The sequence below is a fragment of the Bacteroidota bacterium genome (assembly GCA_013696965.1).
In the GTDB taxonomy this organism is placed as follows: Bacteria; Bacteroidota; Bacteroidia; order JACCXN01; family JACCXN01; genus JACCXN01.
On record JACCXN010000044.1, the window covers coordinates 31,849 to 47,863 of the forward strand.

Below are 16,015 nucleotides of genomic sequence, written 5' to 3' on the forward strand. Positions count from 1 at the left end.
AAACTAAAAAGATGGACAAGATATTGTACGGAATTTTTTCTTTTTTGGTTTGCAGTAAAATTGCATCCCTAAAGAGAACTCATGTGCCCCCCATGTTTTTACTCCGAGTTTGGAAACAGTAACATCATAACTATAACCAAATTTGAATATTCCCTGTTCAATTCCCAAAAGTACAATCATAGCATCTGGGTTTCTGGGAGTATGTCTGTACCAGATTCCACCAACCATAGGCCCTTTAGTTGCATATAGCCCCAATAGCATTTGTTGGAAATTCTGTTGTATCATATAAAGAATATTGGGAGAAATATTTACTTCCTCCGATGGACTTCCAGCTGGAATTACAACACCTCCATGGAAAGTCAGTTTCCGAGGCAAAGGACTTTCTCTATTTGTTAAAGATTCGTTTGGTTCGGTAAGGTGATGAGCAGCCATTCCCACATAATATGTTTTACTAAAGGCAAGAACACCCGCAGAAAAATCAAGGGTATTAATGCCTTGATTTATTGGCGTTTGATTTGTTTCATATATGAATCCTCTTCTTGCATCAATCATGTCTCCAAAAGTCAATTTGCTCCAATCAATTCTTTTCTGAAGGTATGTTCCCTGGAATCCAGCCTTTATAGAAAGAGTTCTGGTTACTGGCAATTGATAGGAATAAATTGCACTAACATTGGTTGTATTAAGTGTGCCATCTCCAGCATTGTCATTCACTACAATTAACCCAATTCCTCCCGAAAGTGCATCTACATGCTGATCATATGAAGCGCTGGATGTTATAAATGTTCCACTTAAACCCGGCCATTGATTCCTATAGTTTAAATTAATGCGAGGACATTTCCCTGTGCCAGCAAAGGCAGGGTTTAAATATAAAGGATTGGCATAAAATTGCGAAAATTGCGGATCCTGCGCCTTAGCGGAATTACCCCAACCTACACCAATGCATAGCAGTAAAAACAGTCTTATTATCTTGTATGTCATTCTATAAAATAGTACAGGGTAATAGTTAATTGGGCAATAATACGAAATATTTTTTACAGATGTTACAGGATATTAAAATTAAGCTGCATTTTTTTTAATATCCTAATTTGTTTCCCTGTAAAAAAAATCTTGCCCTTTGTTGGGCCTTTTAAAACATAAAGATACAAACATTATGATTAATCTGGTTGAATTTTTAAAAAAAATTAAAAATAAGGTTAATTTTTTTTACCTTATCTAAAGAAATGGCTTTCTTAATTGTTAGGATCATATAAAATATGTAAAACATTCCATTCCGTTTTTTTATTGTTCTTTTTATTTCAATGGAAATTCATCCAAACTGATTTATTATGGGTGTGTATTAAAATTCTAATTTTGTTCCGGCAATATAATGAGTAATAATTCGTTTTTAGGTTTGATATTTTTTTCGACTTTATTGATTGTTTTGTCATTTTTTATTATTCGTAGTGCTTTTCCTGTTAATTGAGAATAGATGCATACAGTTAATTCTTAAACAGGTCTTTTTTTATAAAATTGAATGATATGAGACTGACTTTCTTTTTTATTATTTCTTTTTCTCTTTTATACGTTTGTGCATTCGCTCAAAATAAAGAAAACAAGATTGATATTGTTTGGAAACCAACAGAATTATTATTTAAAAGCGACAAGGAGACCAAAAGGTTTATGTCATTTGAAAATGCTGTTGTTGATGCCGCCTACAACTATTTACCAGCCTATCTCTATACTGAAAAAATAGCAGGAAATCCTGAAAGCATTAATGCCGAATTGGTAAATACTGTATTTGAGCCTATTAATAAGGAGGAGATAGAAAATGTAATGGGTTTAGACCAGATAAAAGGGCCTATCGTAATAAATACATCAGTAGGATATGATAAAAAACAAGCTTTTGTTCTTGCTGGATTTGTTCCTATTCAATTTAACGAGTCAACTGGTGGTTATGAGAAGTTAATTTCAGGACAAATAAACATCTCCCATAAAGGAAGCAGATCTTCGCGTTCAGTTAAAGTTTATTCGCCTTTTTCCGTTTTATCAACCGATGAATGGTTTAAAATTGGTGTAACAAAGGATGGAATTTATAAAATGGATTATAATTTTATAAAAAACATGGGGTTAAATCCTGATGAGATAGATCCCAGGAATTTAAAAATATATGGAAATGGTGGAGGAATGATTCCTTTTGCCAATAATAAAGCCCGCATTGATGATATTATTCAGAACTCTATTTTTGTTAATGGAGAGTCTGATGGTAAATTTGATTCAACGGATTACATACTCTTCTATGGTCAGGATCCAAATAGGTGGACACTTAATACTGATATTTTCGTTCATCATTTGAATTTATATAGTGATACTACTTTTTATTTTATTTCTGTTTCCCCAGGCCCAGGAAAAAGAATTCAAAACAAATCCTCATTGCAATTGCCTGCAACACATTCTGTTACAAGCTTTGATGATTATTCCTTTCACGATAAAGAAGTTTATAATTTAATTAAGTCTGGAAGAGTTTGGTATGGAGAAAAATTTGATTATGTTACTTCTTATGATTTTTCATTTTCATTTCCAAATATAGATCTTTCATCTCCTATTAGCATCAAGGCAGATTTTGCAGCAAGATCAGCTTCCGAAAGTAAATTCACCACAAGTGCAGCAGGTGCTTCAATGCAAACTTCCATTGCACTAACTAATTTTGCCAATTACAATGGCCCCTACGCTAATCAAGGTCAAGGCGTATTAACATTCCTTCCTCAATCCTCAAACATAAGTGTGAATATAAATTATAACAAGCCTAATTCAAGTTCAATGGGTTGGTTGAATTATCTTCAGATTAACGCTCGCAGGGAATTGAGAATGCATGGAAATCAAATGATTTTCAGAGATAAGAAATCTTTTGGCGCTGGAAATATTGCAGAATTTAACCTGGTAAATACAAGTCCTGGAGTTAAAATATGGGATGTTACTTATCCATATGAAGTAATGAATCAAAATTCAATTGTTACCGGACCAATGCATTCTTTTAAAGCAGCTGCCGATTCAATCAGGGAGTATATTGCATTTAATAGTGATGAATTTTACCTGCCTTCATTTTCTGGAAAAGTAGTAAATCAAAATCTGCATGGTATAGGCCATCCCGAAATGGTAATCGTTTCACATCCTTTGTTTATTAACCAGGCCCACGATCTTGCTGTTTTTCACAAAACCAGAGGACTTAGTGTTGAAGTGGTTTCAACCGAAAGCCTGTATAACGAATTTTCCTCCGGTGCTCCAGATGTATCTGCTATTAGAGACTTCATGAAAATGATATACGACAGGGCTGCCAATCAAAATGAGTTACCAAAATATTTGTTGCTTTTTGGTGATGGGTCTTTTGATAATAAAGGAAAAGGGTTTTCAAATACTAATTTTATACTTAGTTATCAATCATTGAATTCATTAGCTCCAACTTCTTCCTATGTTTCTGATGATTTTTTTGGGCTTCTTGATGATGATGAAGGAGATTGGTTGACATCAAATGAACTTGTTGATATAGGGATAGGACGTTTTCCTGTTAAATCAGTTGCAGAGGCGCAAAATGTTGTAAAAAAAGTGAAGTCGTATTATGAGCCTAAAACCATGCGTGATTGGAGAAATTTTCTTTGTTTTATAGCAGATGACCAAGATAATAATCTTCATTTTAGTCAGGCAGAATTCATGGCGAATAATTCGGTGAAAAATAAAAATTACAATATTGATAAAATATTTTTAGATGCTTATCAACAGATTTCAACCCCTGGTGGAAAAAGGTTTCCTGATGTAAATGAAGCAATAAATAGAAGATTTGAAAAAGGTGCATTAATAATTAATTATACTGGACATGGTGGTGAAATTGGGCTAGCAGAAGAGAGAATTATTAGCATTCCACAAATAAACAGTTGGAAAAATTCTGAAAATCTTCCTCTTTTTGTTACAGCAACATGTGAATTTACCAGATTTGATGATCCTTCACTTACATCAGCAGGTGAACATGTTTTTTTAAATCCAAATGGTGGAGCAATTGCTTTATTTACTACAGTTAGGCTAGTTTATGCTGGTCCTAATTTTGATTTGAACAAACATTTATATAATTATGCCTTTGAAAAAATTGATGGAAGAAAGCCAACTTTAGGGGATTTATTCAGGCTCACAAAAATGGCAAGTGCAATTCCCGGAGGTATTAATAACCGAAATTTCACTTTTATTGGTGATCCTTCTGTTGAACTGGCCTATCCAAAACATAAAGTAATAACATCCACCATTAATGGCAATGCCGTTTCAACTGTTATCGACACGATAAAAGCGCTACAAAAAGTCACTATAACAGGTTTTGTTAGTGATGATAATGGTCAGAAATTAACTGGGTTTAATGGAATTGTCTACCCCACGGTTTTTGATAAACCAAGTACAATTAAAACCCTTGGCAACGATTCAGAAAGTCCTGTTACTGAATTTAAACTTCAAAAAAATGTAGTTTATAAAGGAAAAGTAAGTGTTAAAAATGGAGATTTTTCATTTACTTTCATTGTTCCCAAAGACATTGGATATAATTTCGGAAAAGGCCGCATCAGTTATTATGCAGAAAACACAATAGAGGATGCCCAAGGTTATTTTGATGAGTTTTATATTGGGGGAACTGAGGAGAATGCTGCTTTGGATGCCACAGGCCCAGAGGTTGATCTGTATTTGAACAATGATAAATTCGTTTTTGGTGGGGTTACCGATGAAAAACCAAAACTCCTTGCTTATGTTAAAGACGAAAGCGGAATAAATACCGTTGGTAATGGTATTGGTCATGATCTTGTGGCAGTTTTAGATGAAAATACGGATAGAGCAATTGTGTTAAACGACTATTATGAAGCAGAACTCGATAGTTATCAAAAAGGGGTTATTTCTTACCCTTTCTCTAAACTTGAGGAAGGCAACCATACATTGAGGTTAAAGGTTTGGGATGTATATAACAATTCAAATGAAGCTTTTACTGAATTTGTTGTTGCAAATTCTGCTGAACTTGCCTTAAAACACGTGTTAAATTACCCAAACCCATTTACTACCTATACCGAGTTTAATTTTGAACACAATCAACCGGGTATGTGGCTTGATGTTCAGGTTCAAATATTCACTGTGTCAGGTAAATTAATCAAAACTCTTAATACAAGCACAAGATCTGATGGTTTTAGAGCTGAGCCAATCCCTTGGAATGGTATGGATGATTTTGGTGATAAAATTGGTAGAGGTGTTTATATTTACAGATTAAAAGTAAGGGCAAACGATGGTTCAGTTGCTGAGAAAATAGAAAAACTAGTAATCTTGAATTAAAAAAATAATATTCTATCTTTGAATTCTTAAATAATAGTGATTTTATGTACAAAAATAGCAGGTTAATAAAAATTTTTTCAACTTTATTTTTTCTGATTGGGGGAAAAATTTATGCACAACAGGAATTAAATGCCATTACAACCGCAGTTCCTTTTTTATTAATTGCTCCTGATTCCAGAGCTGGTGGAATGGGTGATGCCGGAGTTGCTGCTTCCCCCGATGGAAATTCCATTCATTGGAATCCTTCAAAGCTTGCTTTTATTAAGGAAGATATGGGTTTTTCACTCTCCTATATTCCTTGGTTAAGGAGTCTTGTTCCTGATATCAATCTTTCTTATTTGTCGGGATACAAAAGGCTGGATAACAACCAAACTATCGCTGCATCCTTATTTTATTCATCCTTAGGAGATATAACTTTTACCGACCAATCAGGGATGACTATTGGTAATTACAGGCCAAATGAATTTGCTTTTGATTTGGCTTATGCAAGAAAATTATCACCTAATTTTTCAGGAGGAATGGCCCTTAGGTATATTTATTCAAATCTTACAATGGGCCAAGTGGTTGGTGGTGCTGATACTCGTCCTGGAATGTCTGTTGCCGCTGACATTTCTGGATATTATGTGAATCCGGACGCTCAATTGGGTAATATTCCAGCAACTGTTGCCTTTGGTTTAAATATTTCAAATATAGGATCCAAAATGTCTTATTCTGGTACTGGGCGAAGAGATTTTATTCCTATTAATATGCGTTTAGGTCCATCAATTACATTAAAACCGGATGATTACAACAGTATAACATTTGTTTTTGATGCTGTAAAGTTATTGGTTCCTACTCCTCCTATAACCGATCCTTTGGATAACAATAGAATAATTGCCGGGAGTGATCCGGATGTTGGAATTGCAGCGGGTATGTTTGGTTCATTTAGTGATGCTCCAGGAGTTCCAGTAAAAGACGAAGATGGAAATAGGGTATTTATGGATGATGGAACCCTTCAGATTGAAAAAGGAAGTGTTTTCAAGGAAGAATTAAGGGAAATTAATATGTCTTTAGGCATGGAGTACTGGTATGATAAGCAATTCGCATTGCGTGTTGGCTATTTTCATGAGCATTCCTCCAAAGGAAACAGGAAATTTGTTACTTTCGGAGCTGGATTAAAGTACAATGTATTTGGGCTTGATTTGGCTTATATTGTTCCAACGGTTCAAAGACATCCCCTTGCAAATACATTAAGATTTACCCTCACTATGAATTTTGCTGCTGTAAAATCAGATAAAGGATCGGGAAATTTGTAACAGTATATTAAATATTCGCTTTTTTGGTATACTTGTCATGTTCATAGTAAGTATGCTCATATAATAAGTATGCTCATATAAAAAGACAATGAAGATTAGAATTGGTTTTGGTTTTGATGTTCATCAACTTGAAAATGGTAAGGACTTTTGGTTAGGGGGAATAAATATACCGCATACAAAAGGTGCTGTTGGGCATTCTGATGCTGATGTTTTAATTCATGCAATATGTGATGCACTCCTTGGTGCTGCAAATATGCGTGATATTGGTTTTCATTTCCCAAATACTGATCCTAAATACAAAGGGATTGATTCAAAGGAATTGCTTAAAGAAGTAATGCGAATTATTCAATTAAAGGGATATAATATTGGAAATATTGATGCAACGCTTACCCTTGAAAATCCCAAAATAAATCCTTATATCCCTGAAATGATAAGTGTTTTGTGTGATGTAATGGGAATAGATGCCGAATGCTTATCGATAAAGGCAACTACCAATGAAACCCTGGGTTATGTAGGTAGGGAGCAAGGTGTAAATGCTTATGCCGTAGCTTTAATAGAAAAAAACGAATGAAAAAACAAATAGAAATACGTTTTCAATTAAACGCATTTGATACAATTTCGGAATTAGATATCCCGGACCAAATTCTTTTGGAAAGAGCTGTTGATGCTGCAAAACATGCATATGCCCCTTATTCTGGATTTAATGTAGGTGCTGCGGTTTTATTGGAAGGTGGAATGATAGTGATTGGCAGCAATCAGGAAAATGCTGCTTATCCATCCGGTCTTTGTGCAGAAAGAGTTGCTATTTTTGCTGCAGGGGCACAGTTTCCTGGCATTTCCATAAAATCTATTGCCATTACTGCAAATTCTAAGAATGTTGCTATTTTATCTCCTGTGGCTCCTTGTGGGGCTTGTCGGCAAGTTCTTGTTGAATATGAGAAAAAAAATGGAAACCCCATTAAATTGATCCTCAAAGGGGAGCATGGCAAAGTGTTTTCTATTGATTCAGTTGTTGATTTGCTTCCTTTGGTTTTTGATAGTAGCAACTTAGGTATATAATTATTTAAATAACTATTTCCTTTATTTTAATGTTTTCAATTAAAGCTATTGAAGCGATCATTATTAAAAATTCCTTTTAAGGCCCTTGTTCTGTTTTTGGCTTTCCTCGATAGGCAAACACCTTTTAAGACAAAAATTTTATTATGCATTTCTTTTCTTTATCTTATAATCCCATTTGATTTTATTCCTGATTTTATTCCTCTTGCTGGCTGGGTGGATGATTTGATTGTAGTTCCTTCTCTTTTGGCCTTTGCTGCTAATGAATTACCCCCGTTCGTAATTGAGAAAGCAAAGGCAAAGGCTTCTAAATATAGAATTTTAATTGTGTTGGTTGCTTTGTTATTATTACTTGGTTTTTTCTTATTACTAGGTTTAATTGTTTGGTTGATTTTTTTTTAAATATCTCACCACAGGTATTCAAACCTTTTGACTTCATGACATTTGATTGTTTTGTAATTGTAATCATTTCTCTTGATTTCAATGATTTTTTCAGCCTTAATACACACCTATTTTGAGATATAAAAACTTAAACTTTTAAAGTTTCTGATTTTCTAACTTAAAAGTTTTATTTTTGTCGCCAACATAATTAATACCTACATTGTTAGTAATGGCAAAAACAACTACAAAAACGACATCTAAAAACGAATTGACTAAAGCGTTTTCAAAAGAAACATATCTGCAATGGTATGAATCCATGTTGCTGATGAGGCGATTTGAAGAGAAAGCTGGTCAATTATACATTCAACAAAAATTCCAAGGTTTTTGTCATCTTTATATAGGACAAGAAGCATTGGTTGCTGGTGCAATTTCAGCCACCCGGGAAGATGATAATATGATTACTGCATACAGAAACCATGTTCACCCAATAGGAAAAGGAATGCATCCAAAATATGTAATGGCAGAATTATTTGGAAGAATTACCGGTTGCTCAAAAGGCAAAGGGGGATCAATGCATATGTTTGATAAAAAACTTCGTTTTTTTGGTGGACATGGAATTGTGGGTGCTCAGATTCCTTTAGGCGCTGGTATTGCCTTTGCGGATAAATACAGCGGAAATGACAGGGTAACCCTTTGTTATATGGGTGACGGGGCTGTAAGGCAAGGGGCTTTTCACGAAGCATTAAATATGGCTATGACCTGGAAATTGCCCGTTATATTCATCATTGAAAATAATTATTATGCAATGGGGACTTCGGTTGAGCGAACATCTAATGTAAAAGAGTTACATAAATTAGGAAGTGCATACGAAATGCCTTCCTACCCAATTGACGGTATGGATTGCGAGAAGGTTCATGAAGCCGTATTTAATGCAGCTCAACGAGCTAGAAATGGGGAAGGTCCAACACTTTTAGAAATGCTTACTTACAGATATAAAGGTCATTCTATGTCTGATCCTGCAAAATACCGTACAAAAGAAGAATTGGCACAGTATAAAGCAAAAGACCCAATTGAGCAGGTTTTAGGTGTAATTGAAAAGAACAAATGGGCCTCAGAAAAAGACTTGGAAAAAATAAACAATCGAATTAAGAACCTTATTGAAGAATCGGTAAAATTTGCTGATGAATCCCCTTTTCCAGATCCAGATGAATTATATAAAGATGTATATATGCAACAGGATTACCCTTATATTATCGAAGATTAATTTAACATAAAAGTAAAATAGATAAACTATGGCTGAAATAGTCAGAATGCCAAAATTAAGTGATACCATGACAGAAGGTGTGGTTGCAGCCTGGCATAAAAAAGTTGGCGATAAAGTGTCCTCAGGAGATTTGCTTGCTGAAATTGAAACAGACAAGGCCACAATGGAATTTGAATCTTTTCAGGAGGGATTTTTATTGCATCAAGGTATTGAAACGGGTAAAAGTGCTCCCGTTGATTCTATTTTAGCTATTCTGGGAGAAAAAAATGAAGATATTTCCCAAATTTTAAAAGAAGAAAAATCAAAACAAGGGCCTGCTAAAGAAGAAAAACTTCCTGAAAAAAAGCAAGTTCCTGAGAAAAAGGAACAAAAGCAGCCCGAGAAAGAACCAGAAATCAAAGAAGTTGCTCAAAAAGATAAATCTCAAGGAATCATTCCTGTTCGTGAACATGATTCTTCTGATGGACGTTTAAAAACATCTCCCCTTGCCCGTAAACTCGCTGAAGATAAAGGAATAGATATTTCAAATATTAGAGGCAGTGGAGATGGAGGAAGGATTGTAAGGCGAGATATTGAAAACTATATTCCAGGTGCATCTTTTGCTGGCTCTGCATCCAGACAAGAAAATTTCCGAGAAGAACCTGTTTCCCAGATGCGTAAAACCATTGCGCGAAGGCTTGCTGAAAGCAAATTTTCAGCCCCACATTTTTATCTTACAATGGAAATTAATATGGACAAGGCAATTGATGCAAGAACTGCTATTAATGAAATGTCCTCAGTTAAAATTTCTTTTAATGATTTAGTTGTGAAAGCTGCGGCAATCGCACTGCGAAAACATCCAAAAGTGAATTCATCATGGCTGGGAGACAAAATCAGGTTTAATGATCATGTTCATATTGGGGTTGCAATTGCCGTGGAGGAAGGCTTGTTGGTTCCTGTTGTTCGATTTGCAGATACCAAGCCATTAGCAGGTATTGCTGAAGAAGTTAAGTCTTTTTCTCAAAAAGCAAAAAATAAGAAACTTCAACCACAGGATTGGGAGGGTAATACTTTTACCATTTCTAATTTAGGAATGTTTGGTATAGAAGAATTTACAGCAATAATAAATCCACCTGATGCATGTATTATGGCTGTTGGGGGAATTAAACAAACACCAGTGGTAATAGATGGGTTGATAAAGATAGGAAACATAATGAAAGTTACTCTTTCCTGTGATCACAGGGTTGTTGATGGCGTTACTGGTTCGGAATTCCTCATCAGCTTTAAAAAAATTCTTGAGAATCCTTTTTTAATGGCTGTTATATAATTTGAAATTTATATAATTAACGCGTAGATTAAATAAAAAAAGGCAGTAAGACATAGGTTTTACTGCCTTTTTTTATTTTATTCCCTCCCGATATTAAGCTATTGTTTGTTTTTAAGTCATTTGATTTAATTTAACAGTGAAATTTTATTCACAGTTTCAATATATAATTGTTTTTTGAATTTTATTAAGTTCCTGCATCCCCCGTAAGCTTAGGCTAGAATCAAGATTTTGCAAAAAAAAAAGAGAGTTTATTAAACTGGTTGAGTTTTTTTTTATAAATTTAACCCGATTTTAAACTTTTTAACAGAAACATATGAAACAATTTACAATTCTAAAAAAATTAATATCCTTTTTTGGAGTGCTTTTCTTTATTTTCAGTCCTTCATTGGCTAGTGCTCAGGGCTTTTGCGGAACTAATCAAGCTATGCAAGATTTGTATGAAAAATATCCTGGTTTAAAAGAAGAACAAAAAAAATTAGTAGAAAGCAGTAAGCAATTTGTAATTGAAAATAATGGTCGTTCACGTTCTGTTGTTTATACAATTCCTGTTGTATTTCATATATTGCATGAATACGGGTCTGAAAATCTGCATGATACTATAATTAAGGCTCAGATTGCAAGGTTAAATAAGGATTTCAGAAAGTTAAATGAAGATACAGCTAATGTTGTTCCCGAATTTAAAGGACTGATTGCTGATTCAAGAGTTGAATTTAAACTAGCAACCAAGGATTATCAAGGTAACTGTACCAATGGTATAGAACGTATATTTACACATGAAACCCAAATTGGAGATGACTTTTCCAAACTGAATCCCTGGCCAAGAGAAAAATATTTAAATATTTGGGTGTCGGCAAATATTAGCAGACCAGGAGTTGCCGGTTATGCCACTTTTCCCTCAGGTGCTGTAGGTGGATATATGTATTTTCTTGATGGAATAATGGTAACCAAAGATTATGTAGGAGAATCTCATCGTGTACTTACTCATGAGGTAGGACATTATCTTGGACTATCGCATCCATGGGGAGATGGAGAAATAGGTACAGGTTGCGGAAATGATGGTATTTTAGATACTCCTCCTACCAAAGGTTGGAGTTTTTGTTCGTTGAATGATGCCACTAGTTGTCCTGCTGTTAATATTGCCAAGGCTTATTCTTTTTCTAGTGTTACAACCGGTTCTGGAGTAACCGATCCAACTCCTGTTGTTGCTGATAGCGGTATTGTTTTCAGTAGCTTTTCAGCTTCTGGTGTATCCAATAATTCATTTGTTGATACAAGTTTTTCTTTTACAAACTGGGAAACAGGATCAACTGATGGAGAAACAGACTATAACTTATTAACAGGAAGTTTAAATACATCAAAATACTATGAAATAACTATAACTCCTAAGTTAGGTTACAATATGAGTATTTCAAAAATTGATTTTAATTTTTATCGTACTCAAACAGGAGTAAGAACTTTTGCAGTGCGTTCAAGTGTTGATAATTTTGCCGATAATCTTGCTGCGTCAGCCGATACAAGTAAATATACTATTGTTTCACCAAATATATTTTTCATTAAAAATGACACCTCTTATATGGATAAGAGCACGATAAACCTTGACGGGGTTACAAATTATGTAAAAAGAACTTCCCCAATTAAGTTTCGGTTTTATGGATGGAATGCTGAAGATGTTTTGGGAACTTTTGGTATTGATAATGTTACTATAACTTTAGGAAACGGAAAAGTAGAAAACATCCAAAACTACATGGAATATGCTTACTGCTCAAAAATGTTTACTATTGGACAGGCTGAGGCAATGGAAGCTACTTTGAACAATAGTACAGCAAGCAGAGACAATTTATCCAAAGCAACTAATCTTGCTCAAACTGGTACTGATGTTACAACAATGCCTGTGTGTATTCCTGTTGCCGATTTTAACGTAAGCAATAAATTTATTTGCGCAGGATCTGCAATTACTTTTAATAATGCAACATGGAGAGCAGAGGGAACTTATTCCTGGACATTTACCGATGGAACTCCTGCTACTTCAACCGAAGCAAATCCAACAGTTACTTTTAACACACATGGCTGGAAAACAGTTTCCCTTACTGCCACAAACGCAGCAGGTTCTCATACAACAACAATGGAAAATTTCATATATGTATCAGGAGCATGGACTGAATTTCAGGGTACACATGTAGATAATTTTCAATCAGAAAATTGGTGGCTAGTTGACAATATTGGAAAAGATCAGGTGCAATGGGAGTTAGTAAACATTGGTGTTTCAGGTGCTAGCAAAGCATACGGACTTAGAAATGCGATTGCAAACGCTCCTCAGTTTGGATATTATGAAAGAGTAGGTGGAAAAAGAGATGCTCTTATTTCCCCTTCTTATGATCTTTCTCTTATGACAAGCGGAAATCTATCTTTTACTTATTCTGCTGCAACAAGGTCGCCATCTGCTGCTGGAATTACAGAAAGACTCGTTGTTTATTTTTCAACAGATTGTGGGAAAACATGGGGTGCTCCTAGAAGAACCATTACAGGTGTAGAATTAATTAGTGCGGGTGTGGTTGATGGGCCTTATGTTCCAACACAGGCCAACCAATGGAGAACAGCAACGGTAAGTATTCCTGCATTTTTTCATCAAGGTAATGTTAGGTTTAAATTTGAATATACTGCAAGTGATGGTTCAAATAATATATACATAAATAATTTTACAATTGATGGTGTAGTTGGTATTGAAGAAAAAATGAAAAATGAATATTTTTCTTTGAACATTTTCCCAAATCCTTCAAGAGATGATCAGAATTTAAATGTTTCCTATTTAAGCAAAGGAAATGAGGTTAAATTATCTATTACTGATTTAGTTGGAAAGCTTGTTTATTCAATAAATGAAAATAATGGACCTGGTGAAAATACAACCATCGTTAATATGTCAGAAACGAATATGAAAGCGGGTGTTTATTTTTTAAATATTTCTGATGGAGTTTACAACCAAACAAAGAAGGTTGTGGTTTATTAAATTAGCAATAAATTTCTTTTAAAGAAAGGCGTTTCAATTGAAACGCCTTTCTTTTTTTAGCCAAAGGCTTGATCTTTTTTACAAGGTAAAAACCAATGAATTTGGATTTTGAATATTCATTAAAGTAAAAATATTATTTACCCTCAATTCGTTGTTGATATTTACTTTAGAATATTTACCCTATATCTTTCAATCCTAATAACTTTGTTTTACTGAAGAGTTATGAAACCAATGTCATTAGATACTCCCATTGAATATGTAAAAGGTATAGGGCCTTTGCGGGGCGAACTGCTTAAAAAAGAGCTGGGTGTTTTTACCCTTTCGGATTTATTTTCACATTATCCCTTTCGTTATGAAGACCGAACAAAATTCTATAAGATAATAGAAGTAAATGATGATTTGCCTTATGTTCAATTAAGAGGTCGGATAATTCAAATGCAAACAATTGGAACGGCTCGTCAAAAACGATTTGTAGCTATGTTTAAAGACGATTCAGGCATCATTGAATTGGTTTGGTTTCAAGGCGTGAGATGGATTGCAGCTGCCCTTAAAATCAATGTAGAATATGTTGTTTTTGGAAAAGCAAATCGTTTTAATAGCAAATTCAATATAGTTCATCCTGAAATAGAGCCTGTAACTGAAGAAAACACAACATTTGCAAGTTCATTGCAACCTGTATACCATACTTCGGAAAAATTAAAAGCAAAAGGCCTTGACACAAAAAGTATTGCCCGAATAATAAAAAACACGCTTCTTTCTTTTTCTCCAGGAGCAGAATATTCACAGCTGTTTCCAGAAACATTGTCAAATGAAATTATAGAGAAACAAAAACTAATTTCCAGGGCAGAAGCTTTAAGGAATTTGCATTTTCCGGAAAATTCTATTTTGCTTCAGAAGGCACAGTTTAGAATGAAATTCGAGGAATTGTTTTTTGTGCAGCTTCGTATTTTAAAATTAAAAGTAAACAGGAATACTGAAATTAAAGGATTGGTTTTCTCATCCATTGGAAAACTTTTTAATAATTTTTATCATGATCATTTGCCATTTGAATTAACCAACGCCCAAAAAAGAGTTCTTCGTGAAATTCGAATTGATATGGGTTCCGGGAAACAGATGAATAGACTTTTGCAGGGAGATGTTGGAAGTGGGAAGACTATGGTGGCGCTTTTGTCTGCATTAATGGCAATTGACAATTCTTTTCAAGCATGCTTAATGGCTCCAACAGAGATTTTGGCCAGGCAACACTTCGAATCAATTTCTGAATCACTTTTAAAAATGGATATTAATGTTGGAATTTTAACCGGTTCAACAAAGGCTTCTGAAAGAAAAGCTTTGCATAATGGTTTGCAAAATGGAGAGATTCATCTTCTTATTGGTACTCATGCATTAATTGAAGATCAGGTGCAATTTAAAAACCTTGGACTGGTAATTATTGATGAGCAACACCGTTTTGGTGTTGAGCAGAGGGCCAGAATGTGGAAAAAAAACAGTTCTCCCCCTCATGTACTTGTTATGACCGCTACCCCAATACCAAGAACCTTGGCAATGACACTTTATGGAGATCTTGATGTTTCGGTAATTGATGAATTACCTCCTGGACGAAAGCCAATTCAGACAATTCATAAATTTGATTCGGGAAGACTTGTTGTTTTCGATTTTATGCGCAAACAAATTGCAGAAGGCAGACAAATTTATATTGTTTACCCTTTGATACAGGAATCTGAAAAAATGGATTACAAGGATTTAGAAGATGGATTTGAAAGCATAGAAAGGGCATTCCCTCCTCCGGATTTTCGCATAAGTATTGTTCATGGTAAAATGAAAGCAAGTGCCAAGGATCAGGAGATGCAGCGGTTTATAAAAAAGGAAACACAGATAATGGTTGCCACAACGGTGATAGAAGTGGGTGTAAATGTACCCAATGCAAGTGTTATGGTAATTGAAAGTGCAGAAAGGTTTGGTCTTTCTCAATTGCATCAGTTAAGAGGGCGAGTTGGCAGAGGGGCTGATCAATCTTATTGTATATTAATGACTTCCTTTAAACTTAGTTCAGACGCAAAAGTAAGGGTAGAGACAATGGTTCGGACAAATGATGGTTTTGAAATTGCAGATGTGGACATGCGCTTAAGGGGGCCAGGTGATTTAGAGGGGACTCAGCAAAGTGGAATAATGGATTTGAAATTAGCTGATCTAAGGCGTGATGTGCAAATATTGCAATTGTCTAGAGATATAGCCTCCTCTATTCTTAAAATTGATCCGGATCTAACATTGCTACAACACCAGCGAATTAAACATCACTTACAGGTGCTTAAATCCAATAAACAAAACTGGAGCAGAATCAGTTAATACTGCTTGCTATAATCGGTTAGCTTTCATTTTTTAGT

Annotated in this window: 10 protein-coding genes; 9 read left to right on the top strand and 1 reads right to left on the bottom strand. The window is 34.7% G+C overall.

Annotation, left to right across the window (positions count from 1 at the left end):
- Positions 1-3: 3 nt before the first annotated feature.
- Positions 4-978 carry a type IX secretion system membrane protein PorP/SprF gene (locus tag H0V01_07125; GenBank protein MBA2583141.1) on the bottom strand — a complete coding sequence of 325 codons (975 nt, stop codon included), beginning with the start codon at positions 976-978 and terminating at the stop codon, positions 4-6.
- A 540-nt stretch (positions 979-1,518) separates the two neighbouring features.
- Here H0V01_07125 and porU point away from each other — a divergent pair.
- The 9 genes from porU (at position 1,519) to recG (ending at position 15,977) form a co-directional block, all read left to right on the top strand.
- Entirely contained in the window at positions 1,519-5,325 is a 3,807-nt protein-coding gene (porU, locus tag H0V01_07130; protein MBA2583142.1) for a type IX secretion system sortase PorU, read from the top strand.
- 44 nt (positions 5,326-5,369) lie between these two features.
- Positions 5,370-6,620, top strand: coding sequence for a type IX secretion system outer membrane channel protein PorV (gene porV / locus H0V01_07135; protein ID MBA2583143.1), 1,251 nt, complete (start codon positions 5,370-5,372; stop codon positions 6,618-6,620).
- A gap of 88 nt (positions 6,621-6,708) precedes the next feature.
- Positions 6,709-7,191 carry a 2-C-methyl-D-erythritol 2,4-cyclodiphosphate synthase gene (locus tag H0V01_07140; protein MBA2583144.1) on the top strand — a complete coding sequence of 161 codons (483 nt, stop codon included), beginning with the start codon at positions 6,709-6,711 and terminating at the stop codon, positions 7,189-7,191.
- A complete protein-coding gene (locus H0V01_07145) occupies positions 7,188-7,679 on the top strand; it encodes a cytidine deaminase (GenBank protein MBA2583145.1) in 492 nt (163 codons plus the stop codon). Before H0V01_07140 ends, H0V01_07145 begins: the two co-directional genes overlap by 4 nt.
- Before the next feature lie 48 nt (positions 7,680-7,727).
- Entirely contained in the window at positions 7,728-8,078 is a 351-nt protein-coding gene (locus H0V01_07150) for a DUF1232 domain-containing protein (GenBank protein ID MBA2583146.1), read from the top strand.
- A gap of 208 nt (positions 8,079-8,286) precedes the next feature.
- Positions 8,287-9,321, top strand: coding sequence for a pyruvate dehydrogenase (acetyl-transferring) E1 component subunit alpha (gene pdhA, locus H0V01_07155; protein MBA2583147.1), 1,035 nt, complete (start codon positions 8,287-8,289; stop codon positions 9,319-9,321).
- A 28-nt stretch (positions 9,322-9,349) separates the two neighbouring features.
- The gene (locus tag H0V01_07160; GenBank protein ID MBA2583148.1) at positions 9,350-10,627 is read left to right on the top strand and encodes a pyruvate dehydrogenase complex dihydrolipoamide acetyltransferase; all 1,278 of its coding nucleotides are present in this window, start codon (positions 9,350-9,352) and stop codon (positions 10,625-10,627) included.
- A gap of 313 nt (positions 10,628-10,940) precedes the next feature.
- Complete coding sequence (locus tag H0V01_07165) at positions 10,941-13,631, top strand: T9SS type A sorting domain-containing protein (protein ID MBA2583149.1); 2,691 nt, start codon at positions 10,941-10,943, stop codon at positions 13,629-13,631.
- Between the two features lie 222 nt (positions 13,632-13,853).
- On the top strand, positions 13,854-15,977 hold the full coding sequence (gene recG, locus H0V01_07170; protein ID MBA2583150.1) for an ATP-dependent DNA helicase RecG: 2,124 nt from the start codon (positions 13,854-13,856) through the stop codon (positions 15,975-15,977).
- The last annotated feature ends 38 nt before the right edge of the window (positions 15,978-16,015 follow it).

Bases quoted from the DNA above. Each gene is read 5' to 3' on its own strand.
- H0V01_07125 (MBA2583141.1), bottom strand. From the start codon at position 978: ATGACATACAAGATAATAAGACTGTTTTTACTGCTATGCATTGGTGTA.
- porU (MBA2583142.1), top strand. From the start codon at position 1,519: ATGAGACTGACTTTCTTTTTTATTATTTCTTTTTCTCTTTTATACGTT.
- porV (MBA2583143.1), top strand. From the start codon at position 5,370: ATGTACAAAAATAGCAGGTTAATAAAAATTTTTTCAACTTTATTTTTT.
- H0V01_07140 (MBA2583144.1), top strand. From the start codon at position 6,709: ATGAAGATTAGAATTGGTTTTGGTTTTGATGTTCATCAACTTGAAAAT.
- H0V01_07145 (MBA2583145.1), top strand. From the start codon at position 7,188: ATGAAAAAACAAATAGAAATACGTTTTCAATTAAACGCATTTGATACA.
- pdhA (MBA2583147.1), top strand. From the start codon at position 8,287: ATGGCAAAAACAACTACAAAAACGACATCTAAAAACGAATTGACTAAA.
- H0V01_07160 (MBA2583148.1), top strand. From the start codon at position 9,350: ATGGCTGAAATAGTCAGAATGCCAAAATTAAGTGATACCATGACAGAA.
- H0V01_07165 (MBA2583149.1), top strand. From the start codon at position 10,941: ATGAAACAATTTACAATTCTAAAAAAATTAATATCCTTTTTTGGAGTG.
- recG (MBA2583150.1), top strand. From the start codon at position 13,854: ATGAAACCAATGTCATTAGATACTCCCATTGAATATGTAAAAGGTATA.